This is a genomic window from Roseateles sp., from assembly GCF_039595595.1.
Taxonomy (GTDB): Bacteria; Pseudomonadota; Gammaproteobacteria; order Burkholderiales; family Burkholderiaceae_C; genus Roseateles.
Genome location: NZ_JBCNLG010000005.1, coordinates 134,915 through 157,067, shown reverse-complemented (window position 1 = coordinate 157,067; position 22,153 = coordinate 134,915). Strand labels below are relative to the sequence as shown.

16 protein-coding genes are annotated in these 22,153 nt (G+C 69.4%); 12 read left to right on the top strand and 4 right to left on the bottom strand.

Annotated elements, in window-relative coordinates:
• Positions 1–37 precede the first annotated feature (37 nt).
• Positions 38–1,102, top strand: a complete 1,065-nt coding sequence (locus tag ABDW61_RS08995; protein ID WP_343638110.1) for a LacI family DNA-binding transcriptional regulator — start codon at positions 38–40, stop codon at positions 1,100–1,102.
• A 12-nt stretch (positions 1,103–1,114) separates the two neighbouring features.
• Here the strand turns inward: ABDW61_RS08995 and ABDW61_RS08990 are convergent, their stop codons facing one another.
• Complete coding sequence (locus ABDW61_RS08990; protein WP_343638109.1) at positions 1,115–2,674, bottom strand: tryptophan halogenase family protein; 1,560 nt, start codon at positions 2,672–2,674, stop codon at positions 1,115–1,117.
• Between the two features lie 225 nt (positions 2,675–2,899).
• Here ABDW61_RS08990 and ABDW61_RS08985 point away from each other — a divergent pair, with 225 nt between their 5' ends.
• The 3 genes from ABDW61_RS08985 to glk all read left to right on the top strand — a co-directional run bounded on the left by ABDW61_RS08985 (position 2,900) and on the right by glk (position 7,901).
• Complete coding sequence (locus ABDW61_RS08985; RefSeq protein ID WP_343638108.1) at positions 2,900–5,356, top strand: TonB-dependent receptor; 2,457 nt, start codon at positions 2,900–2,902, stop codon at positions 5,354–5,356.
• Positions 5,356–6,774 (top strand): GH1 family beta-glucosidase, encoded by a 1,419-nt coding sequence (locus ABDW61_RS08980; protein ID WP_343638107.1) that lies wholly within the window; start codon positions 5,356–5,358, stop codon positions 6,772–6,774. The genes ABDW61_RS08985 and ABDW61_RS08980 overlap by 1 nt, the downstream gene beginning before the upstream one ends.
• 131 nt (positions 6,775–6,905) lie before the next feature.
• The gene (glk, locus tag ABDW61_RS08975; protein WP_343638106.1) at positions 6,906–7,901 is read left to right on the top strand and encodes a glucokinase; all 996 of its coding nucleotides are present in this window, start codon (positions 6,906–6,908) and stop codon (positions 7,899–7,901) included.
• 263 nt (positions 7,902–8,164) lie between these two features.
• Here glk and ABDW61_RS08970 read toward each other — a convergent pair whose 3' ends face one another.
• Positions 8,165–10,186 carry a M13 family metallopeptidase gene (locus tag ABDW61_RS08970; RefSeq protein WP_343638105.1) on the bottom strand — a complete coding sequence of 674 codons (2,022 nt, stop codon included), beginning with the start codon at positions 10,184–10,186 and terminating at the stop codon, positions 8,165–8,167.
• 404 nt (positions 10,187–10,590) lie between these two features.
• Between ABDW61_RS08970 and ABDW61_RS08965 the strand changes: the two genes are divergently transcribed.
• The 3 genes from ABDW61_RS08965 to ABDW61_RS08955 all read left to right on the top strand — a co-directional run bounded on the left by ABDW61_RS08965 (position 10,591) and on the right by ABDW61_RS08955 (position 15,205).
• On the top strand, positions 10,591–12,909 hold the full coding sequence (locus ABDW61_RS08965; RefSeq protein WP_343638104.1) for an NADP-dependent malic enzyme: 2,319 nt from the start codon (positions 10,591–10,593) through the stop codon (positions 12,907–12,909).
• Positions 12,910–13,016: 107 nt separating this feature from the next.
• Complete coding sequence (pyk, locus tag ABDW61_RS08960) at positions 13,017–14,447, top strand: pyruvate kinase (RefSeq protein ID WP_343638103.1); 1,431 nt, start codon at positions 13,017–13,019, stop codon at positions 14,445–14,447.
• A 17-nt stretch (positions 14,448–14,464) separates the two neighbouring features.
• Positions 14,465–15,205 carry a transporter substrate-binding domain-containing protein gene (locus tag ABDW61_RS08955; RefSeq protein ID WP_343638102.1) on the top strand — a complete coding sequence of 247 codons (741 nt, stop codon included), beginning with the start codon at positions 14,465–14,467 and terminating at the stop codon, positions 15,203–15,205.
• A 21-nt stretch (positions 15,206–15,226) separates the two neighbouring features.
• On the opposite strand, the gene ABDW61_RS08950 is transcribed toward ABDW61_RS08955, so the two are convergent.
• A complete protein-coding gene (locus tag ABDW61_RS08950; protein WP_343638101.1) occupies positions 15,227–16,246 on the bottom strand; it encodes a DUF4325 domain-containing protein in 1,020 nt (339 codons plus the stop codon).
• Between the two features lie 286 nt (positions 16,247–16,532).
• On the opposite strand from ABDW61_RS08950, the gene fba reads away from it, so the two are divergent.
• The 4 genes from fba to ABDW61_RS08930 all read left to right on the top strand — a co-directional run bounded on the left by fba (position 16,533) and on the right by ABDW61_RS08930 (position 20,211).
• Complete coding sequence (gene fba, locus ABDW61_RS08945; RefSeq protein ID WP_343638100.1) at positions 16,533–17,597, top strand: class II fructose-bisphosphate aldolase; 1,065 nt, start codon at positions 16,533–16,535, stop codon at positions 17,595–17,597.
• 64 nt (positions 17,598–17,661) lie between these two features.
• On the top strand, positions 17,662–18,081 hold the full coding sequence (locus ABDW61_RS08940; RefSeq protein ID WP_343638099.1) for a gamma-glutamylcyclotransferase family protein: 420 nt from the start codon (positions 17,662–17,664) through the stop codon (positions 18,079–18,081).
• Between the two features lie 89 nt (positions 18,082–18,170).
• Positions 18,171–19,067, top strand: a complete 897-nt coding sequence (locus ABDW61_RS08935; protein WP_343638098.1) for a phosphoribosylaminoimidazolesuccinocarboxamide synthase — start codon at positions 18,171–18,173, stop codon at positions 19,065–19,067.
• Positions 19,068–19,074: 7 nt separating this feature from the next.
• Positions 19,075–20,211 carry a hypothetical protein gene (locus ABDW61_RS08930; RefSeq protein WP_343638097.1) on the top strand — a complete coding sequence of 379 codons (1,137 nt, stop codon included), beginning with the start codon at positions 19,075–19,077 and terminating at the stop codon, positions 20,209–20,211.
• Here ABDW61_RS08930 and ABDW61_RS08925 read toward each other — a convergent pair.
• Positions 20,201–21,217, bottom strand: coding sequence for a PHB depolymerase family esterase (locus ABDW61_RS08925; RefSeq protein WP_343638096.1), 1,017 nt, complete (start codon positions 21,215–21,217; stop codon positions 20,201–20,203). The genes ABDW61_RS08930 and ABDW61_RS08925 overlap by 11 nt on opposite strands.
• Positions 21,218–21,321: 104 nt before the next feature.
• Here ABDW61_RS08925 and ABDW61_RS08920 point away from each other — a divergent pair, with 104 nt between their 5' ends.
• Positions 21,322–22,149: a ferritin-like domain-containing protein gene (locus ABDW61_RS08920; RefSeq protein ID WP_343638095.1), complete on the top strand. Its 828-nt coding sequence runs from the start codon at positions 21,322–21,324 to the stop codon at positions 22,147–22,149.
• The last annotated feature ends 4 nt before the right edge of the window (positions 22,150–22,153 follow it).

The window sequence follows — 22,153 nt, the reverse complement described above, 5'->3', positions numbered from 1 at the left end:
CCGGTATGGCACAGTCGGGCGACTTTCCAGACCGCCCATGCCGCCAAACAAACCCGCCACCATCATCGACGTCGCGCGTGAAGCCGGCGTGTCCATCAAGACGGTCTCCCGGGTGCTGAACCAGGAGCCGGGCGTCCACTCCGAAACGCGCGAGGCCGTGCTCAAGGTCGTGGCCGAGTTGAAGTACCGGCCCAAGCAGTCCGCGCGCAGCCTGGCGGGCGGGCGCTCCTTCCTGATCGGCCTGCTGTACTACGACCCGTCGGCCGCTTTCGTCGGCGGCGTGCAGCAGGGTGCGACGCTGCGCTGCCGCGAGGCCGGCTACCACCTCGTGGTGGAGTCGCTTCACAACGATGCGCCGGACCTGGCGTCGCAGGTCGATCGCATGGTGTCGGCGCTGCGGCCCGACGGCATGATCCTGACCCCGCCGCTGTGCGACAACCCTCAGGTGCTGGACGCGCTGCGCGAGAGCCAGACGCCCTGCGTGCTGATCTCCCCGGCCGCCGACGACCCCGACCATCCCAGCGTGCGCATGGACGACATCCACGCCGCGGAGGAGATCACCAATCTGCTGATCAGCCTGGGGCACACGCGGATCGCGATCATCAAGGGCGCGAAGGAGCAGGTCGCCTCCAAGCGCCGCTACCAGGGCTACCTCGCGGCGCTGAAGGCGCACCGGATCGCGCTGGACAAGGACCTGGTGGTGCAAGGCGCGTTCACCTTCGAGAGCGGTGTCGAGGCGGCCTATCAGCTGCTGAGCCGCCGCCAGCGCCCGACGGCGGTCTTCGCCAGCAACGACGAGATGGCGCTGGGCGTGCTGGCCGCGGCGCAGCGGCTGGGCCTGTCGGTGCCAGGCGACCTGTCGATCGCGGGCTTCGACGACACACCCGCCGCCGCGCGTGTGTGGCCGCCGCTGACGACGGTGCGCCAGCCGATGGACGACATGGCGCGCGCCGCGGTGGACCTGCTCATCGGCGCGCCGCGTGACGCGGAACCGGGCCCCACGTCCAGGCTGCGCCACCGCGTGCTGCCGCACGAGCTGGTCGTGCGCGACTCCACCGCCGCGCTGGGCGCGAAGGCGTCGCCCCGCATGAAGAAGGCCTGAGGGCCGCCGCGTTCATGCGGCGCGCTGGTCGTGCCCGCCGCGCGCCAGCAACTGCTCGATGAGCGCGCGATGCGGCGGCAGGTCGCGCAGCGCATGCGCGCCGAGTTGCGCGATGGTGGCGAACTCGCGCCGGGCCTCCTCGCCGCGCGTCAGCGCCGCGGCGCCCGCGCCGAGCGCCGTCTTGAATTCCATCCCGTAGAGCACGTACTGCCAGCTGGCGGGCAGGTACATCTCGACGTCGGTGATGAAGTCCAGCCGCTGCGGCGGCCGCGAGCGCCACATCGCGAGCTGGTCGCGCAGCGTCGGCGTGAACGAGGCCGGATCCGCGTTGTCGCGCCAGAACGCGGAGTCGGTGCGCTGGGTCAGTCCGTAGTGCAGCTTGATGAAGTCGACGACACGGGCATAGCGCGCGGACATGAACGCATTGAAGTGCCTGGCCACCGGCGCCATCTCGCCATTGAACGGAAAGAGCTGGCCGATCAGATAGGCCGCCGTTTCGATCAGGCCGATGCCCGAGGACTCCAGCGGCTCGAGGAAGCCGCCCGCGAGCCCCACCGCCACGCAGTTCTTCACCCACTGCGTCTCGCGATAGCCGATGTCCAGCGTCAAACGGCGCGGCGTCAGGCCGTCCGAAGCCGGACCGATGTAGCGGCGCAGCGTGCGCTCGGCCTCCTCATCGTCGCAGTGCCGGCTGCTGTAGACATGGCCCACGCCGCGGCGTTCCTGCAGGCCGATGTCCCAGATCCAGCCATGCTGCTGCGCGCTCGCGATGGTGCAGGACGCGATCGGCGCGTCGGGCCGCGCATAGGGCACCTGCATCGCCATCGCGCGATCGACGAAGAGCACGTCCCGCATCGACCGGAACGGCGCGCCCAGCGCCTCGCCGATCAATCGCGCGCGAAAGCCGCTGCAATCGATGTACAGCCCGGCCGACAGCGTGCCGGCCTCGCGTGTGTGCACCGCCGCGATCGCGCCCTGTTCATCGAGGTCCACGCGGTCGACGGTCGCGATCACGCGCTTCACGCCGAGCGCCTGGCCGTGATCCGCGAGCAGCGCCGCGAAGCGGCCCGCGTCGAAGTGGTACGCGTAATTCAACGGGCCGAGGTAGTCGCCATCGCCGGCGCGCTTGGGGCCATGCCGCGCGTCGACGACCGCCTTCTGCAGCGTCACCGCCTCGGCGAAGGCGCGGCCGCTGCCGGCCTCGCCCAGCAGCCAGTAGGGCAGCAGTTCCGGCGCGCCGGCGCGCTGGCTGGGCTGACTGAACGGATGGAAGTAGTGCTCGGCGCCGGGCGATCCGGGCGGCCTCACCCAGTGGTCGAAACGCACCCCCTGCTTGAAGGTTGCCGAGCAGGCCTCGAGGAAACGCCCCTCCGGGATGCCGATCGCTGACAGCGTGCCGCGGATCGACGGGAAGGTGCCTTCACCGACGCCGATGATGCCGATGTCGCTGGACTCCACCAGTGTGATGCGCACCCCGCCGCGCGCCGTGCCGAGCTGCCGCGCGAGGAAGGCGGCGGTGAGCCAGCCGGCGGTGCCGCCGCCGACGATGAGGACGTCCTGGATCGCTTGCATGCCGCTGTCTCCTGAGGCCTGTTCCGGCCCTCGATGAAGGGAAATCCCGTGGGCATCGATGCCGCGGGACTACGGGTAAATGATAGTGACCAACATGACAACGATGTCAACCGGGGCGTTGACAACGTTGTCATGCATTGCCTACGATCCTGCAAAACATCACCAGAAGATCACGAATCCCTCACCGGGAAAGAGCTTTCATCGAAGAGCCCATCAGGAGACAACATGACTGACCGCCTTACCCGCCGGCCGCGCCTTGGCCTGTCCACGCCCATCCAGATCGCCGTGCTCACCCTGCTGGCCGGCGCCGCGCACGCTCAATCGACACCGGCGGGCGATGCTCCCGCGCCCGCCGCGCAGGCTGACACCTCCGGCGCCGCGGCGCCCGCGGCCGACAGCCGCGACAACAAGGCGCTGCCGCAGGTCGTGGTGACCGCGACCAAGCGCGCGACCTCGCTGCAGAAGACCCCGGTCGCGGTGACCGCGATCAGCTCGTCGACGCTGGACGACGCTCACGTCAAGAGCCTGCTGGACGTCTTCAACCTGGTGCCCAGCATGCAGGGCACGGGGCAGGGCGACCACGGCATCGTCAGCATCACGCTGCGCGGCATCGGCAACGACTCGGCCAAGACCGAGTACGCCGACCCCGAGGTCGCGCTGTTCGTCGACGGCGTCTTCGCGCCGCGCCCCGAAGGCGCCGCGACCATGCTGTTCGACCTCGATGGCGTCGAGGTGCTGCGCGGTCCGCAGGGCACGCTGTGGGGCCGCAACTCCACCGTCGGCACCATCAACATGAAGACGGCCAAGCCGGTGCTGAAGGACAACTCCGGCTATGTCGAGGCCGGCGTCGGCAGCTACAACCGGCTGGGCGCCAAGGGCGCGATCAACATCCCGCTGGGCGACACGCTGGCGATGCGCGTGGCCTTCATGCATGAGCAGCATGACGGCTACGTCGATTACCAGAAGCCGGCGCAGCTTTCGCTGGCGCAGCAGCAGGCCGCCTACAACGCGGCCAACACGGCGGGCAACCTGCCGGCCTTCCAGCCGATCAACTACAACCTGTTCGTCACCGGCGGGCCGAAGTACAACGCGCAGGACCAGACCGCCGCGCGGCTGAGCTTCCTGTGGCAGCCGGTCAAGCAGTTCCGCTGGGACCTGTCGGTGGAGCAGTTCGCCGATCGCGGCACGCCGTCGATGAGCCTGATGCAGACGCCGCGCGCCGGCGAGAAGCTGTGGTCCGCGCTGATCGACACCGCGCCCACGCTCAAGCGCGATTCGACGTCGATCCGCAGCCGCATGGAGTACGACCTGGGCGGCATGGCGCTGGCCTACGTCGCGGGCTACACGCACTTCAAGGGCTCGGGCACCTTCGACCAGGACTTCGGCGTGATCGCGCCAACCAGCTTCACCACCGGCGGTCCGCACCAGGAGGACAACACCGTCTGGACCCGCTACCGCAGCCAGAGCCACGAAGTCACGCTGCAGAGCACGCAGAAGCAGGCGGTCGACTGGGTGCTGGGTCTCTACTACGCGGCCGAGGACAACGGCATCCGCTTCGACATCCCGATCATGAACGGCACCCAGCAGGGCACCGTGAACTGGCAGGGCTCGTTCATCCAGCCCAAGGAGACGGTCGATTCCAAGGCCGCCTTCGGCCAGGCGACCTGGAACCTGGGCGAGTCCTTCCACCTGACCGGCGGCCTGCGCTACACGCATGACGACCGCAAGAACGTCGGCGGCCGCGGCTGGTTCTGGGCCGGCAACCCGGCCGCGCCGCAGATCCCGCTGAACCCGACGATCGATCCGTCCGATCCGGCCAACGGCTACTCCGCCGGCAACATCAACGACGCGCACTACAAGGGCAGCAAGACGACCTGGCTGGCGCGCGCGGCCTATGACATCGACAAGCGCTCGATGGCCTACGCCAGCGTGTCCACCGGCTACAAGTCCGGCGGCACCGGCGACGGCGGCCTGCCCTACGGCCCGGAGACGCTGACCAACTACGAGCTCGGCTACAAGACCTCGCTGCTGGATGGCCGCATGACGTTCAACGTCAGCGCGTATCACATGAAGTTCAAGGACTTTCAGTTCAGCGCGCCGGTGATCGTCAACGGCAACCGGCAGTTCGCGTACTCCAACGCGGAGGGCGCGAAGGTGTCGGGCCTGGAGGTCGAGACCGCCTGGATGATCACCAACGACGACAAGCTGCAGCTGTCGGCCTCGTACACCAAGACCAAGCTGGGCCAGCTGGTGGCCGCGTCCAACGACTACCAATTGCCGGCCTGCACCGAGCCCAACCTGACCGGCGCCTGCCTGAACGTCACCGGCAATGAGCTGCCGCACGCGCCCAAATTCGCGCTGCAGCTGCTGTACGAGCATGTCTTCCCGCTGTCCAACGGCGACCAGGTCGCGCCGCGCATCAGCTACCACTACCAGACGGCCAACTGGCTGTCGGTGTTCAACCTGGGCGACGGCGACCGCCAGAAGGCCTACTCCACGGCCGACATCAGCGTGCGCTACACCTCGAGGAAGAACTGGTACGTCGATGCCTTCGTGCGCAACGTCTCGGACGAGAAGATCAAGACCAGCGCCGGCAGCTCGGGCAGCTTCGCCAATCCGATCTGGACCGCGCAGTACGCGCCGCCGCGCACCTTCGGCCTGAACGCGGGCTACAACTTCTGATGCCGGCGCCCTCCGTCCCGGCCGCCACCCTCACCACCATGCACGCGAACGACGCCCACCCCGCCGCCGACACGGCCACGCTCCAATCGCTGATCCGGTCGCTGCCGGCGGACTTCCAGTGGGGCTCGGCGACGAGCGCCGCGCAGATCGAGGGCGCCGGCCGGGAGGACGGCAAGGGCGAGTCCATCTGGGACCGCTTCTGCGCCCAGCCGGGCCGGATCAAGGATGGCTCCGACATCCAGGTGGCCTGCGACCACTACCACCGCTATCCGCAGGACGTGCAGCTGATGCGGTGGCTGGGGCTGGAGGCCTACCGGTTCTCGTTCTCGTGGCCGCGGGTGCAGCCCTCGGGGCGAGGCGCGTGGAACGAAGCCGGCTTCGCGTTCTACGACCGGCTGATCGACGAACTGCTCGCCGCCGGCATCAAGCCCAATGCGACGCTGTACCACTGGGACCTGCCGCAGGCGCTCGACGATTCGATCGGCGGGCTGCTGTCGCGGGACGTTGTGCCGCTGTTCGCCGAGTACGCGGCGGAGATCGCGCGCCGCTTCGGCGACCGGCTCGCGACCATCGCGACGCTGAACGAGCCGTGGTGCTCGGCGACGCTGGGCTACGAGACGGCGCAGTTCGCGCCCGGACACACCAGCCGGGCCGAGGCCTACCAGGTCTCGCACCATCTGCTGATGATGCATGGCGCGGCGATGCAGGCGATGCGCGCGGTGGGACCGAAGGCGCAGCTGGGCATCGTGCTCAACCACACGCCCTCGTTCCCGGCCGATCCGCTCAGCGAGGCGGACCGCCGCGCCGCGCGCATCGACGACGGCACCAACGTGCGCTGGTACATGGACCCGGTGTTCCGCGGGCAGTACCCGGCCGACATCGTCGAGCACCTGGGCGCCGACGCGCCGAAGCTGCTGGACGGGGACCTGGCGCTGATCCAGCAGCCGCTGGACTTCCTGGGCATCAACTTCTACACGCGCAGCGTGCTCAACGCGCAGCAGCAGTTCGTGACACCGCCGGGGGAACTGGGCTTCACCGACATGGGCTGGGAAATCTATCCGCAGGCGCTCACGCAGCATCTGCTGCGGATCACGCGCGAGTACACGCCGCCCCCGATCGTCATCACCGAGAACGGCATGGCCAATGCGGACCAGGTCGTCGATGGCCGGGTCGGCGACGCGGCGCGGATCGCGTATCTGCGCGGTCATCTGGAGGCGCTGGCGCAGGCGGTGGCGTTGGGGGCCGATGTGCGCGGGTATTTCTACTGGAGCCTGCTGGACAACTTCGAGTGGAACTCGGGCTATCAGAAGCGCTTCGGACTGTTCCATGTCGACTACGCGACGCAGCAGCGTCTGGCCAAGGACAGCGCGCATTGGTATCGCGATCTGATCGCCGCGTTCAGGGCGGCGCCGCGTTGAGCGGAGCGCGCTGAGTGCCGGCCACGTCAAGCTGGAATCCGCAGCGGACTGTGGCAGCATCCAGGCCTTTCGCGCGCGGGCATCCCGTCTGCCGCACGAGGTCCGGGAGCACCGGTGAAGGAGGACGAGGGATGAGGCAGCGCGGACCGGCACCGGCTCGGCTGCTGGCGGACGTGGGCGCGACGCAGGTGCGCTTTGCCAGCCAGGGGGGCGCGATGGAGCCGCTCCAGCATTTGGCCAGCTATGTCTGCCAGGACTTCGAGACGCTGACGGACGCGATCTTCTATCACCTGCATCGCGAGGGCCTGCCGCGGCCGCGCAGCTGCGCGATCGGCATCGCGACGGCGGTCACCGGCGATCACGTGCGGATGACCAACCACCACTGGAGCTTCTCGACGCGCGCGCTGCAATCGGCGCTGGGCGCGGAGCGGCTGCTGGTGATCAACGACTTCACCGCGCTCGCGCTCGCGCTGCCGGCGCTCGGACCGCAGGCGACGCGCAAGGTCGGCGGCGGCGAGGCGGTGGAGGGCGCGGTGAAGGCGCTGGTGGGGCCGGGGACCGGGCTCGGCGTATCGGCGCTGCTGCCGTCGCAGGAGGGCGGGCCGATGACGGCGGTCAGCGGGGAGGGCGGGCATGCGACGCTGTCCTCGTACGAGCCCGAGGAGCGGGCCGTGCTGGATCTGCTGCATCGGCGCTTCGGACACGTCTCGGCGGAACGCGCGCTGTCCGGGCCGGGCTTGGAGAACCTGTACACGGCGATGGCGGCGTTGCGCGGGCTCAAGCTCGAGCCGGGTGAAGGGCGCAGCGCGCCGGCGATCACGGCGGCGGCGCTGGCCGGGGAGCCGTTCAGCAGCGAGGTCGTGACGCTGTTCTGCGCACTGCTCGGGGACGTCGCGGGACAGGTCGCGCTCACGCTGGGCGCGCGAGGCGGGATGTACATCGGCGGTGGCATCGTGCCGCGGCTCGGCGAGTGGTTCGACCGAAGTCCGTTCCGGACGCGATTCGAGTCCTGCGGACGCCTGACGTCCTATCTGCGGGCGATTCCGACCTTCGTCGTTCAGGAGGTGGATCAGGCCCCGCTGCTCGGCGCCAGCCGGGCGCTCGATCGGGAGGCACTGACCCATTGAGGCTGGCTGCTGCCCTTCGAAGCGCCCCCTCTCCCCTGCCCTCTCCCCCGGGGGGGCGAGGGAGTTCATGCGGAGTGCGGCGCCATTCATGAACGCTTGAACGCTTGAACGCTTGAACCGCGCGACTCCCAAGAACTCCCTCGCCCCGCTATGCGGGGAGAGGGTGGGGGAGAGGGGTCTCCCCGGCGATCCGCCACGCCGCCGCGCAAACAAAAACGGCCGGGTATCCCGGCCGTTCGTTCCTCTGAGCTGTACTGCCCCGATCACCAGATCCGGATGCGATCCTCGCTGGCCTTGAACATCTTGTCGCCCGGCTTGGTCTTGAACGCCTCGTGGAAGCCATCGTGGTTGATCGCCGCGCCGTTGGCGCGGAACTCCGGCGGCGAGTGCGGATCCACCGTCAGCAGCTGCAGCCGGCGCTCCTCGCGCGCCTTCTCGCGCCAGGCCTGCGACCAGCCCATGAAGAAGCGCTGTTCCCCCGTGAAGCCGTCGATGACCGGCGCCGGCTTGCCGCCCAGCGAGCGCTGGTAGGCCTTGAACGCGATCTGCAGCCCCGACAGGTCGGCGATGTTCTCGCCCAGCGTCAGCTTGCCGTTGAGGTGCTTGCCCGGGATCGGCTCATAGCCTTCGTACTGCGCGACCAGCTTCGCGCCGATCGCCTCGAAGGCCTTGCGGTCCTCGTCGGTCCACCAGTTGCGCAGCGCGCCATTGCCGTCGAACTGGCTGCCCTGGTCGTCGAAGCCGTGGCTGATCTCATGCCCGATGACCGCGCCGATCGCGCCGTAGTTCGTCGCGTCGTCCGCCTTCGTGTTGTAGAAGGGCGGCTGCAGGATCGCGGCCGGGAAGACGATCTCGTTGAGCGTCGGGTTGTAGTACGCGTTGACGGTCTGCGGCGTCATCAGCCACTCGCGCCGATCGACCGGCTTGCTGGCCTTGGCGGCCTGGCGCTGCCATTCGAAGTTGGCCGCGCGCAGGCTGTTGCCCACCGGATCGCCGGGCCGCACTTCCAGCTTGCTGTAATCGCGCCAGACGTCGGGGTAGCCGATCTTCACCATGTACTTGGACAGCTTGTCCTGGGCCTGCGCCTTGGTGGCCGGCGTCATCCAGCTCAGCTTGTCGATCGACTCCTTGTACGAGGCCAGCAGGTTGTTGACCAGCTCCAGCATCCGCGCCTTGTCGGCGGCCGGGAAGTAGCGCGTCACGTAGACCTCGCCCACCGCTTCGCCGAGCGCGCCGTTGACGTTCTCCACCGCCTGCTGCCAGCGCGGCTTCTCGCTCTTGGCCCCCGTCAGCGCCGTGCCATGGAAGGCGAAGTGCGCGTCGCGATAGGCCTTGGGCAGCGTGTCCGCCGCGCCGTCCAGCACGCGGATGGTCAGGTAGGTCTTGATGTCGTCCAGCGGGACTTCGTTCAGCAGCTTGGCCGCGCCGGTCAGATAGCTCGGCTGCGAGGCCGACAGCTTGTCCAGGCCCGGCAGCGAGGCTGCCTCGAAGAACGCCGCCCAGTCGAAGCCCGGCGCCTTCTGCGCCAGCTCGGCCGGCGTCATCGGGTTGTAGAGCTTGACCGGGTCGCGGTTCTCGACCTTGTCCCACTGCACTTCCGCCAGGCTGTGCTCGAAGGCCAGGACGCGGTCAGCGACCGCCGCCGGATCCTTCAGGCCGGCCGCCTTGGCCAGCGTCTGGACATAGGTCTTGTAGGCGTCGCGCGCCTTGGACAGGCGCTCGTCGTCCTTCTTCAAGTAGTAGTCGCGGTCGGGCAGGCCGATGCCGCCCTGCCAGGTCAGCAGGCGGTTGATGGTCGGCTCCTTGAAGTCGGCCTCGATGCCCAGCGGCACTGGCGTGTTGACCACGCCCATCTGCTTGCCCATCCATGCGGCCAGTTGCTGGCGCGTCTGGATCGCGGCGATGCTGTCCAGCAGCGGCTGCACCGGCGCCAGGCCGGCCTTGTCGATGGCCGCCGTGTTCATGTAGGACGCGTAGTAGTCGCCGATCTTCTGCTCGACGCTGCCCGCCTTGCCCTTCTTCTTCGCCAGTTCCTCGATGATCCCGCGCGCGCGCTTGTCGGAGAGGTCGCGCAGCTGCACGAAGGCGCCGTACGAGGCCTTGTCGGACGGAATCTCGGTGGTGTCCAGCCAGTGGCCGTTGGCGGCGCGGAACAGGTCGTCCTGCGGGCGCACCGACTTGTCGAAGCTCTTGAGCTCGAGGCCCGATTGCGGCTGGGCCGCCATCGCGAGACCGCCCAGCTGCATCAGCAGGGCCAGGGTGGTGAGGCGGAGTGCATTCTTCATCGCGTCATGTGTCTGGAGTGCGGGCGCGGCCCGGCGAGGGCGCCAGCCTATGTCAAAAGACAGCCCCATGACAAAAGGCATGAACCCGCGTCCGCGCGCGCTCCCCGGCCTCTCAGGGAACACCCTGAGCGCGCTTCTCGCACATTGCAGTCGGTGCACGGCCTGCGCGCACTTGGCGCCGGATCTTGGGGGATCGCTCTAACTTAGGGGCAAATACCGATGCGCGCTTCATTGCCTGCATGAGCGATTGCCATCTTTGCATGGCAGTTAAAGCTGAATTCATCGCATCGCGGGACCGGGAGGATTAAGCTCGGCGCCCCCCGGGCACCGTTACCGGCCGATTACAGACGCGCCCCCGGCAGACGCCGCGGGGCTCGATTCCACGCACAGCGACGGAGATTTGCATGACCGACAAGAACGACGGCCTCGGCCTGAGCCCCGCCGAAGCCGCCCTGCGCGAAGCGGCGCTGGACTATCACCGCACCCCGACGCGCGGCAAGATCGCCGTCACGCCGACCAAGCCGCTGGCCAACCAGCGCGACCTGTCGCTCGCCTACTCCCCGGGCGTGGCCTATCCCTGCCTGGACATCGAGAAGGACCCGTCGCTGGCCGCCGAGTACACCTCGCGCGGCAACCTGGTCGGCGTGGTCACCAACGGCACCGCGGTGCTGGGCCTGGGCGACATCGGCCCGCTGGCCGCCAAGCCGGTGATGGAAGGCAAGGGCTGCCTGTTCAAGAAGTTCGCCGGCATCGACGTCTTCGACATCGAGCTCGCCGAGCGCGATCCCGACAAGCTGGTCGAGATCATCGCGGCGATGGAGCCCACGCTGGGCGGCGTGAACCTCGAGGACATCAAGGCGCCCGAGTGCTTCTACATCGAGAAGCAACTCAGCGCGCGGATGAACATCCCCGTCTTCCACGACGACCAGCACGGCACCGCGATCATCTCCAGCTCGGCGCTGCTCAACGGCCTGGAGCTGGTCGGCAAGGACATCGGTGCGGTGAAGGTGGCCGTGTCGGGCGCCGGCGCCGCCGCCATCGCCTGCCTGGACGTGATGGTCGGCCTGGGCGTGAAGCGCGAGAACGTCTTCGTCGTCGACTCCAAGGGCGTGATCCACAGCGAGCGCGCCGACGCCGCCAAGCTCGACGAATCCAAGCGCCGCTACTGCCAGATCACCCCGGCCCGCACGCTGGCCGACGTGGTCAAGGACGCGGACGTGTTCCTGGGCTGCTCCGCCGCCGGCGTGCTGACCGCCGAGATGGTCAAGACCATGGCGCGCCAGCCCATCATCCTGGCGCTGGCCAATCCGGAGCCGGAGATCCGCCCCGAGCTCGCCAAGGAGGCGCGCCCGGACTGCATCGTCGCCACCGGCCGCTCGGACTATCCGAACCAGGTCAACAACGTCCTGTGCTTCCCCTACATCTTCCGCGGCGCGCTGGACTGCGGCGCCACCAAGATCACCGAGGCGATGAAGCTGGCCTGCGTGCGCGAGATCGCCGCGCTGGCCAAGGCCGAGACGCCGCCGGAAGTCGCCGCGGCCTATCCGGGCCAGGACCTGGCCTTCGGCGCCGACTACCTGATCCCCAAGCCCTTCGACAGCCGGCTGATCCTGCGCATCGCGCCGGCCGTGGCCAAGGCGGCCGAGGAATCCGGCGTCGCCACCCGTCCGATCCAGGACATGGCCGCCTACCGCGAGCAACTCTCGCGCTTCGTCTACCAGACCGGCATGTTCATGCGCCCGGTCTTCGCCGAGGCCAAGGCCCATCCCGCCCGCGTGATCTACGCCGAGGGCGAGGACGAGCGCGTGCTGCGCGCGGTGCAGGTCGCGCTCGATGAAGGCCTGGCCAAGCCCACGCTGATCGGCCGCCCCGAAGTGATCGCGATGCGCGTCAAGCGCGCTGGCCTGCGCCTGAAGCTGGGCGAGGACGTGGCGCTCATCGATCCCGAGAACGACCACCGCTTCCGCCAGTACTGGGAGGCCTACCACCACGCGATGGGCCGCAACGGCTTCACGCCGGAGATGGCCAAGGCCGCGGTGCGCCGCTCCAACACGACCATCGGCGCGCTGGCCATCCAGCTCGGCGACGCGGACGCGATGATCTGCGGCCTGGTCGGCCGCTTCGACTCGCACCTGGAGCACGTCAAGGACCTGATCGGCCTGAAGGCCGAGGTGTCCAACTTCGCGACGATGAACGCGCTGATGCTGGAGCAGCGCACGCTGTTCATCGCCGACACCTTCGTCAACGAGGACCCCAGCGCCGAGCAGCTCGCCGACATCGCCAGCCAGGCCGCCGAGGAGCTGCAGCGCTTCGGCCTGCCGCCGAAGGTGGCCTTCCTGTCGCACTCGATGTTCGGCAGCAGCAAGCGGCCGTCGGCGCTGAAGATGCGGCGCGCGCGCGACCTGTTCGCCGCCCGCCACCCCGACATCGAATGCGACGGCGAGATGCACGGCGACGCCGCGCTGTCCGAGGACATCCGCGGCAACTTCCTGCCGGACTCGACGCTGTCGGGCTCGGCCAACCTGCTGGTGCTGCCGACGCTGGACGCGGCCAACATCCTGTTCAACGTGCTCAAGGTCGTCGGCGGCCAGGGTGTCACCGTCGGCCCGATCCTGCTGGGCGCGAAGCGGCCGGTGCACATCCTGACCCCGTCGGCCACGGTGCGGCGCATCGTCAACATGACGGCGCTGGCCGCCGCGGACGTGCGGGCCGCCAAGGCCTGAGCGGCACCCGCGTTGGAAACTCAGCCGTAACTTGTCGAAACCGGTTGGAGCGGCCTGGTCCGCTCCATAATCAACGGCTGTAACTAAATTTCAGACAGAGACAAGCCATGTCCCGTGCCACCAAGATCGTCGCCACCCTCGGTCCCGCGTCCTCGTCTCCGGAGGTGCTGGAGCGGATGATCCAGGCGGGGGTCGACGTGGTGCGGCTGAACTTCTCGCACGGCAAGGCGCAGGACCACATCGACCGCGCCCGCATGGTGCGCGAGGCCGCGGCCCGCGCCGGCAAGCAGGTCGCGATCATGGCCGACCTGCAGGGTCCCAAGATCCGGGTCGGCAAGTTCGAGAACGGCAAGATCGAGCTGATCAACGGCACGCCCTTCGTGCTCGACGCCGACCGCACCGAGCCCGGCAACGAGATGGTCGTGGGCCTGGACTACAAGGAACTTCCGCGCGACGTGAAGCCCGGCGACACGCTGCTGCTCAACGACGGCCTGCTGGTGCTGACGGTCGAGGCGGTGCGCGGTTCGCAGGTCCACACGATCGTCAAGCAGGGCGGCGAGCTGTCCAACAACAAGGGCATCAACAAGCAGGGCGGCGGGCTCACCGCCCCCGCGCTGACCGGCAAGGACATGGAGGACATCAAGACCGCGATGTCCTTCCAGTGCGAATACCTGGCGGTGAGCTTCCCCAAGAACGCCACCGACATGGAAATGGCCCGCCAACTGGCCAACGTCGCCGGCGAGCCCTACCGCCACAAGCCGGGGATGATCGCCAAGATCGAGCGCTACGAGGCCATCCCCCACCTGGAGGCGATCCTCAAGGCCTCCGACGGCATCATGGTCGCCCGCGGCGACCTCGCGGTGGAGGTCGGCAACGCGGCGGTGCCCGCGCTGCAGAAGCGCATGATCAAGATGGCGCTGGAGCTCGACAAGGTCTGCATCACCGCGACGCAGATGATGGAGTCGATGATCGTGAACCCGGTGCCGACCCGTGCCGAGGTGTCGGACGTCGCCAACGCGGTGCTCGACGGCACCGACGCGGTGATGCTGAGCGCCGAGACCGCCGCCGGCCGCTTCCCGGTCGAGACCATCCAGCAGATGGCCGCGATCGCGCTGGAAGCCGAGAACGCCGAGTTCGTGACACTGGATACCGATTTCGCCAACCGCCAGTTCGGCCGCATCGACCAGTCGATCGCGATGGGCGCGCTGTTCACCGCGCACCACCTGGGCTGCAAGGCCATCGTCGCGCTGACCGAATCCGGCTCCACCGCGCTGTGGATGAGCCGCCACCGCATCCACGTGCCGATCTTCGCGCTGACCTCGCAGACGCTGACGCACCGCAAGATGGCGCTGTACCGCAACGTCACGCCGCTGCTGATGCCCAACTTCGAGGACCGCGACCAGGCGCTCAAGGCTGCCGAGGACCTGCTGATCGAGCGCGGCGTGCTGATGCCGGGCGACACCTACGCGATCACCTGCGGCGAGCCGATGGGCTACCCGGGCGGCACCAACATGCTGAAGGTCTGCCGGGTGGCCTGACCCCCGGACCGCGCACGATGCCATGCCGCCGCCGTGACCTGCTGATCGGCGGCGCGGCCGCGGCGGGCTCGGCCTGCGTGCCTGCCCAGCCGGGCGCGGCGCCCGAACCGGAGCGCATCCGCCTGGCCATCGGCGATCAGACGCACAAGCCCTTCGTGCTGCCGCTGCTCAAGCTCATCGGCGACGCGGCGGGCCTGGAGTGGGAGCTGCAGCTGCTGCCGTGGCCTCGCGCGCTGCTGGGCGCGGAGCTCGGCCAGCACCTGGTCTTCGGCCTCTCGCGCAGCCCGGCGCGCGACAAGCGCTTCAGCTACAGCCAGCCGGCGTTCATCAGCCGCGGCTGGCTCGCCGTGCCGGCCTCCCGGCCGATCACCTTCGAGCGCCTCGAGGACCTGCGCGGCCTGGCCCTGTGCACGCAGCGTGGCGCCAGCTATGGGGAGGCCTTCGAGGACGGCCGCCGCACGCTGTTCCGCGTCGAGAGCGGCGGCAGCGATCTCGAGAGCCGCGCCCGCATGCTGATGGCGGGCCGCTGCGACGCGATGATCGCCACCCATCGCGGCAGCGCCGCGGCGCTGGAGCGCCGGCTGCACCGGCTGCGCTCCGGCGCCCAACTGCGCGTGCTGCCCAGGCCGCTGGTGGAGGAGGGGATCCTCTTCGGTGCCGCGCAGGGCAGCGCGCTGGCGGCGCTGCTGCCGCGCCTGGACGGCGCGATCCACAAGAGCCGCGCGGCGATCCAGGCGCTGGTCGACAGCGATCTCTGAGGCGCCGCAGGCCCCAGCGACTCAGGCGCCGCGCGCCGCCTGCACCAGCGCGGCGATGCGCGGTGTCATGTTCAGGGGCACCAGCTCCACGTCCTGGTGCGCCCGCGCGAACACACGGAACAGCTCGTCCGCGAAGGCGTGGCCGACATCCTCGACGCCGGCGAAATCCACCTCCGCGCGCTTGAACTGCGGCAGGCGCGCCGCCACGCGCCGTGCCTGCGCGCGCGAGTCCAGCATCTGCCCCTCGCTCACGACCAGGTTCAGCATCACCCGGGTCTGGTCGAAGGCGATGCCGCTGCCGTCCACGCTCCACTGGCCCAGCACCTGTTCCAGCGTGCGCGTGCTTTCGAGCGAGATCGCCATGTAGATCGAACTGCCCTGGCGCGGCAGGCCCTTGGCGTCCTTCCAGGCGTTGCCTTCCCAGGCGCGGCGCTGGAACGCGCGGCCGTTGGCGTGGATGTCGAACACGTCCGCCAGTTGCGAGCTGAAGAACAGCCCGCGCCCGGTATGCGCCTGCGGCTGCGTGGTGAGCCGGCCCTTGCTGAGCTCCAGCATCGCGTGGCGGGCGTCGGTCAGCTCGTAGGTGTCGCGGATGCGCTCGAAGACGCCGCAGCCGTCGTCGGAAATCAGCAGCTGCGCATGCGTCGGCGTCTGCCGCAGCGAGACCGTGACGCTGGTGCCGCCGCTGTGGTCGATGGCGTTGTTCACCAGTTCGGTGAAACCGTGCTGGATCATCCGGGCGATCGGGCGCGGCAGCGCGAAGTGGGGCGCGAAGTCGCGCTGCCAGACCACGTCCTCCATCAGCCCATGCAGCGTGTAGCTGCGCGCCACCTGCCGCAGCGCGCCCGGGCCGTAGACCGGCCGCCGGGCGGTGCCCGAGCGGGTCAGCCAGTGCGCGTCGACCAGCCGGCGCAGCGCGGCCAGCGTCGCGCGGTGGCTGGCGCCGGTGCGCTCCTCGACATGGGCGGGCAGGTCCAGCGAATGCTCGTTGGCGGCGGCGGTGATCCACAGCGTCAGCTGATCGATCGCGAGACGGGTCATGAATGTCCTGGCAGGGGAGCGGCGGGCGGTCCTCGGCGGCCGGGGCGGGGCAAGGCACGAGGCTTGCTCCGACGGGAGCGGGCCGCCCGGGCGAGAGCCTACCGGCCGCGTCCGCCGCCGCGCAAGCGCGCAGACCCCCGTCCGGGGGGATGCCGGGGGAACCCGAGCTTCGTTACAGAGCCGGTCATGACGGCTGGCTAGAATCCCGCCCAGTTACGGCGCGGTTACGGCGAAGGCTCGGTGCCGTCCGCGGCCCAAGGATTTTTCACTTCCCCGGAGAACTCTCATGGCACTCGTCTCGATGCGCCAGCTGCTGGACCACGCGGCCGAACACGGCTACGGCATTCCGGCGTTCAACGTCAACAACCTGGAGCAGGTGCAGGCCGTGATGGCCGCTGCCGACGAGGTCGGCGCTCCGGTGATCCTGCAGGCCAGCGCCGGCGCCCGCAAGTACGCCGGCGAGCCCTTCATCAAGCACCTGATCCAGGCCGCGGTCGAGGCCTATCCGCACATCCCGCTGGTGATGCACCAGGACCACGGCACCAGCCCCAAGGTCTGCGAGGGCGCGATCAACCTGGGCTTCGGCTCGGTGATGATGGACGGCTCGCTGATGGACGACGGCAAGACGCCGGCCAGCTTCGACTACAACGTGGACGTCACGCGCCGCGTCGTCGAGATGGCGCACAAGGTCGGTGTGACCGTCGAGGGCGAACTGGGCTGCCTGGGCAACCTGGAAACCGGTGACGCGGGCGAGGAAGACGGCATCGGCGCCGCGGGCAAGCTGGACCACAGCCAGATGCTGACCGACCCGGAAGAAGCCGCCGTTTTCGTCAAGGCCACGCAGCTGGACGCGCTGGCCATCGCCATCGGCACCAGCCATGGCGCCTACAAGTTCTCGCGCAAGCCCACCGGCGACATCCTGGCGATCTCGCGCGTGAAGGAGATCCACAAGCGCATCCCCAACACCCACCTGGTGATGCATGGCTCGTCGAGCGTGCCGCAGGAACTGCTGGCGATCATCAACCAGTACGGCGGCCAGATGAAGGAGACCTTCGGCGTGCCGGTCGAGGAGATCCAGGAAGCCATCAAGCATGGCGTGCGCAAGATCAACATCGACACCGACATCCGCCTGGCGATGACCGGCGCGGTGCGCAAGTTCCTGGCCGAGAACCCGGACAAGTTCGACGCGCGCGAGTGGCTCAAGCCGGCGCGTGAAGCGGCCAAGCTGGTCTGCAAGGCGCGTTATCTGGAGTTCGGCTGCGAAGGCCAGGCGTCCAGGATCAAGCCCCGCCCGCTGACTGAAATCGCCGCCGCCTATGCCCGCGGCGAGCTGGCGCAAGTGGTCCAGTAAGACCGTCCCGGAACCGGCCTCGCGCCGGTTCTTTCGTTTTGGCCCTGTACGTTCCATTCCGTCCATGGCGCATGTCTTCACCTACGGCACGCTGATGTGGCCGGACATCATGGCCCGCGTCTGCGGCGTCACCGCCCCGTTCGCGCCGCCGCACGCCGCCACGCTGGCCGACCACGCGCGCCATCCGGTGCGCGGACACGACTATCCAGCGATGGTGCCGTCGCCCGGTCACCAGGTCGTCGGCCGGCTCTACCTGGACGTGCCAGAGCCCGCCTGGGCGCGGCTGGACCGCTTCGAGGGCGGCGACTACGAGCGCCACGAGGTCCTGGTGACGCTCGCCGACGGCAACTGGCAGCGGGCCTGGACCTACCTGTTCACGGCCGGCGCTGCCCTGCTCGACGAGGGCGATTGGGACGAGGCCCGTTTCGAGCGCGAAGGCAAGGCGCGCTTCATCGCCCGCTACACCGGCTTCGACGCGCTGTGACCCCGATCGGCGGGGCGCGCGGGCGGCGGCGATTCATGCGCCGCCTCTAGAATCCCCGCTTTCCCTCCGGTTCCGTCCGACCGAACGCCATGACCGCCGCCCTGCACACTTCCTCGCTGACCTCCCTTCCCCTCATCGCGCGCGGCAAGGTGCGCGAGAACTACGCGGTGGGCAGCGACCGCATCCTGATGATCGCGTCGGACCGCATCTCGGCCTTCGACGTCATCATGAGCGAGCCGATTCCCGGCAAGGGCGCCCTGCTGACGAAGATGGCGCTGTTCTGGTTCGACAAGCTGGCGGGCATCGTCCCCAACCACCTGACCGGCGACGATCCGCTGTCGGTGGTCACCGAGGCCGAGCAGGACCAGGTCCGCGACCGCGCGATGCTGGTCAAGCGCCTGAAGCCGCTGCCCATCGAGGCGGTGGTGCGCGGCTACCTGGCCGGCAGCGGCTGGTCCGAGTACAAGGCCAGCGGCAAGGTCTGCGGCGTCGCGCTGCCGGCCGGCCTGCAGAACGCCAGCAAGCTGCCGCAGCCGATCTTCACGCCCGCCACCAAGGCCGAGATGGGTGACCACGACGAGAACATCGATTTCGAGCGCTGCTCCGAGATCATCGGCCGCGAGATGGCCGAGCAGGTGCGCGACATCGCGATCCAGCTGTACCAGCGCGCCGCGGACTACGCGCTGACCAAGGGCATCATCATCGCGGACACCAAGTTCGAGTTCGGCCTGGACGCCGACGGCACGCTGACGCTGATGGACGAGGTGCTGACGCCGGATTCCTCGCGCTACTGGCCGGCGGAAAGCTACGCGGTCGGCAGCAATCCGCCGAGCTACGACAAGCAGTTCCTGCGCGACTGGCTGGAGCAGGCGACGGTCGGCGGCCAGCCCTGGGGCAAGGTCGCGCCACCGCCGGCGCTGCCCGCGGACGTCATCGCCAACACGGCCGCCAAGTACCAGGAAGCGCTCGAACGGCTGACGCGCTGAGGCCGGCATGTCAGACGCCCCGCCCGACTCCTCCTTCCCGCAGGTGATCAAGTCCCGGCTGCTCAAGCAGCTGGAAAAGCAGATCGCCGCCGCCTCGTCGCCGATGGCGTCGGCCGCGGCGCGGGCCAAGCGCGCGATGCTGCTGGCGCGGCATGGCGCGGTGTCCGAGGCGCGCGAGGCGCTCACCGCGCTGCATCAGCTGTCGTTCCAGCATCCGCATCCCGAGATCGGGGCCTGGCTGCACATGGCCGAGGGCCTGATGAGCTACTACAACGGCTTTGTCGCGCAGCAGGCCTGGGACCGCATCCAGCGGGCGCATGCGATCGCCAGCACCGCGCCGTCGCTGATCGAGGTACGCGTGCTGGCCTCGGCCTGGCTGGCGCAGCTGGCCTTCATCCGCCACGACCCGGCGCAGCTGGTCGCGCATGCGAAGCGCTGCCTGGACGAAGCGCGTCCCGAGGACAACGTCGCGCTGGCGCGCCTGGCGATGGCGATGGGCGTGGGCTGGCACTACGCCGGCGACATCGAGATGGCGCAGCGCTGGTACATCCGCGCCCGCCGCCATGCCGCGATGGAGGGCGACGATGCGTCGCTGTCGGCGTTGATGTTCAACATGTCGGGCATGCGCGCGTCGCAGCTGCGCCGCGAGAGCCTGTCGGGCCAGGTGGCGCGCGGGTCCGAACTGCTGCTGACGGTCGACTCGATGCATCACTTCGACGAGGCGGTCGGCGCGGTGTTCATGGTCGACCTGACGCCGGTCCTGCGCGCGCAGGTGCTGACGGTGCAGGGCGAGTTCGATGAAGCGCGCCGCCTGTATGAGGAGCATCTGCCGCAGGCGATGTCGCTGGGCCTGGAGCGGCTGGGCAGCAGCCTGCTGTCGGACCTGGCCTGGTGCCGCGCCAACCTGGGCCAGCGCGAGCTGGCGCTGCACCAGGCGCGTGAGGCCGAGATCGAGCTCGATCCCGACTGCGAGCTGGACGACCGCGCGATCACGCACAGCCGCCTGACGCAGACCTTCCGCCTGCTGGGCGCGGCGGCCGACGCCGAGCGCCATCAAGCGCTGGCCGAGGAGGCGTGGCGCCAGTTCGGCGAGCAGCAGCGCGAGTGGCGCGAGCTGTTCAGCGCGAGCGGGCTCACGCCCTGAAGCGCTTCGCGACGAAGCGCCAGATCATTGCCGTCGCGTCCGGGCCTTCCGGATCGCTGAACGGGGCCTTGGCGGTCCCGCCGCTCCATGCATGGCCGAGACCCTCGATGACGACGAGCGTCGCGGCGATGTTGCGGCCGCGTTTGAAGTCCGTCACGATCATCGGCCGGCGGCGCCCGCGCTGCACGGTGCGCGACTCCTGCGTCGAGACGCCGTGTGCCTGCGACCACTGCCGCACGGCCTCCACGCCGTTCGTGGCCGCCACGACCTTGTCCTGCGTGCCCTGGATCACGAGCAGCGGCGGCCACTGATCACTGGCGGGAAGGGGCGCGGTCTCCGCGGGCATCGCCCTGCCGCGCATCGCGCGCAGCGCGGTGGTGGCTGAACTCGCCAGGCCGGGCGCGACGCCCGAATGCATCGCCACGGCCTTGAAGCGCGCCGGATGGAGCGTCGCGAGCAGCGCCGCCATGCCGGCGCCCGCGGACAGCCCCGCGAGGGCGACGCGTTCGCGATCGGCGGGGTAGAGCAGGCAGACCTGATCGATGGCGGCGAGGATCAACGCCGCCTCGGCCTGGGCGCGTCCGGACTCGGTGTCGAACCAGTTCCAGCAGCGCTGCGGATTGGCCAGGCGGCTCTGCTCCGGGTAGAGCACCAGGAAGCCCTCGCGCGCGGCCAGGCGGTTCATCCGCGTGCTGCGGGCGAAGCCGGCGGGATCCTGCCCGCAGCCATGCAGCATGACGAGCAGCGGCACCCGCGCCCCGGGCGCGAGCCCCCTGGGCCGGAAGAGCCGGTAACGCCGCATTCCCGCGCGTCCGGATGCCACGCCGGCGATCCAGTCGCCCAGCCCGGGCGACGGATGGGAAGGGGTCTTCTGCAGGCTGGGGACAGCCTCGCGGGCGACGGTGTCCGCCGCGCTCCGGGCGGCGCGCAAGACCTGGCCCGTGACGGCGTTCAGGCCTTGCTGCCAGGCCTTGCGCAGGGCGGCGGGGGAGGAGCGTTTAGGCATCGGGGCAGGAAGCGGAGGGGCCGGGCCATTCTGCGCGCCGCGCGGCCCGCGCGGCCCAAAGCCCCCGCATGCCGATTGCCCGCCCTTCAGGCATGATCGCCCCCATGTCCTCGACCCACTGGTCCCTGGCCGACCTGGCGCTGTCCCGCGTCGACACCGGCCTCGTGCGCGACCACGACGCGCTGTTCCTGCTGGTGTGCAGCGCCTCCTTCATCGAGAGCGGCAGCGACACCTACACCCGCAACCTGATCGAGCACTTCGACGACGACCCCGCCGTCGCGGGCTGGCTGCGCGACCACTGGGAGCCTGAGGAGCTGCAGCACGGCGCCGCGCTGAAGGCCTATGTGCGGCAGGTGTGGCCGGGCTTCGATTGGGAGACGGCGTATGCCGGCTTCTTCGAGGAGTACGCGCGGCTGTGCACGATGGACGAGCTCGAGCCCACGCGCGGGCAGGAGATGGTGGCGCGCTGCATCGTCGAGATGGGCACGACCACCTACTACCAGGCGCTCTACGAAGCCTGCGACGAGCCGGTGCTGCGCGACCTCTTCTGGCGCATCCGCTGCGACGAGGTGCGGCATTACAAGAACTTCTATTCCTTCTTCCTGAAGTACCGCGAGATCGAAGGGCTGCATCGCGGCCAGGTGATCGCGGCGCTGGTGCGCCGGGCACTGGAGCTGCGCCGCGAGGACGCCACCATCGCGCTGCGTCACGCGGTCAACGCGCGGCTGCGCACCGGCGCGCCCGATGGCGGTCCCGCGCCGATCGCCAATGCGGACGCGCTCGCGCAAGAGGCCATCCAACTGGTCAGCGCCAATCTGCCGATGGATCTGGCGGTGCGCATGATGCTCAAGCCGCTGCTGCTCAAGCCTGGCCTGCAGCGCGCGGTGGCGCGTCCGCTGGCGGCGCTGGGACGCCGCGTGCTGCTGAACTGAGCGC

Coding starts and splice junctions, on each gene's coding strand:
- ABDW61_RS08995 (WP_343638110.1), top strand. CDS start 38: ATGCCGCCAAACAAACCCGCCACCATCATCGACGTCGCGCGTGAAGCC.
- ABDW61_RS08990 (WP_343638109.1), bottom strand. CDS start 2,674: ATGCAAGCGATCCAGGACGTCCTCATCGTCGGCGGCGGCACCGCCGGC.
- ABDW61_RS08985 (WP_343638108.1), top strand. CDS start 2,900: ATGACTGACCGCCTTACCCGCCGGCCGCGCCTTGGCCTGTCCACGCCC.
- ABDW61_RS08980 (WP_343638107.1), top strand. CDS start 5,356: ATGCCGGCGCCCTCCGTCCCGGCCGCCACCCTCACCACCATGCACGCG.
- glk (WP_343638106.1), top strand. CDS start 6,906: ATGAGGCAGCGCGGACCGGCACCGGCTCGGCTGCTGGCGGACGTGGGC.
- ABDW61_RS08970 (WP_343638105.1), bottom strand. CDS start 10,186: ATGAAGAATGCACTCCGCCTCACCACCCTGGCCCTGCTGATGCAGCTG.
- ABDW61_RS08965 (WP_343638104.1), top strand. CDS start 10,591: ATGACCGACAAGAACGACGGCCTCGGCCTGAGCCCCGCCGAAGCCGCC.
- pyk (WP_343638103.1), top strand. CDS start 13,017: ATGTCCCGTGCCACCAAGATCGTCGCCACCCTCGGTCCCGCGTCCTCG.
- ABDW61_RS08955 (WP_343638102.1), top strand. CDS start 14,465: ATGCCATGCCGCCGCCGTGACCTGCTGATCGGCGGCGCGGCCGCGGCG.
- ABDW61_RS08950 (WP_343638101.1), bottom strand. CDS start 16,246: ATGACCCGTCTCGCGATCGATCAGCTGACGCTGTGGATCACCGCCGCC.
- fba (WP_343638100.1), top strand. CDS start 16,533: ATGGCACTCGTCTCGATGCGCCAGCTGCTGGACCACGCGGCCGAACAC.
- ABDW61_RS08940 (WP_343638099.1), top strand. CDS start 17,662: ATGGCGCATGTCTTCACCTACGGCACGCTGATGTGGCCGGACATCATG.
- ABDW61_RS08935 (WP_343638098.1), top strand. CDS start 18,171: ATGACCGCCGCCCTGCACACTTCCTCGCTGACCTCCCTTCCCCTCATC.
- ABDW61_RS08930 (WP_343638097.1), top strand. CDS start 19,075: ATGTCAGACGCCCCGCCCGACTCCTCCTTCCCGCAGGTGATCAAGTCC.
- ABDW61_RS08925 (WP_343638096.1), bottom strand. CDS start 21,217: ATGCCTAAACGCTCCTCCCCCGCCGCCCTGCGCAAGGCCTGGCAGCAA.
- ABDW61_RS08920 (WP_343638095.1), top strand. CDS start 21,322: ATGTCCTCGACCCACTGGTCCCTGGCCGACCTGGCGCTGTCCCGCGTC.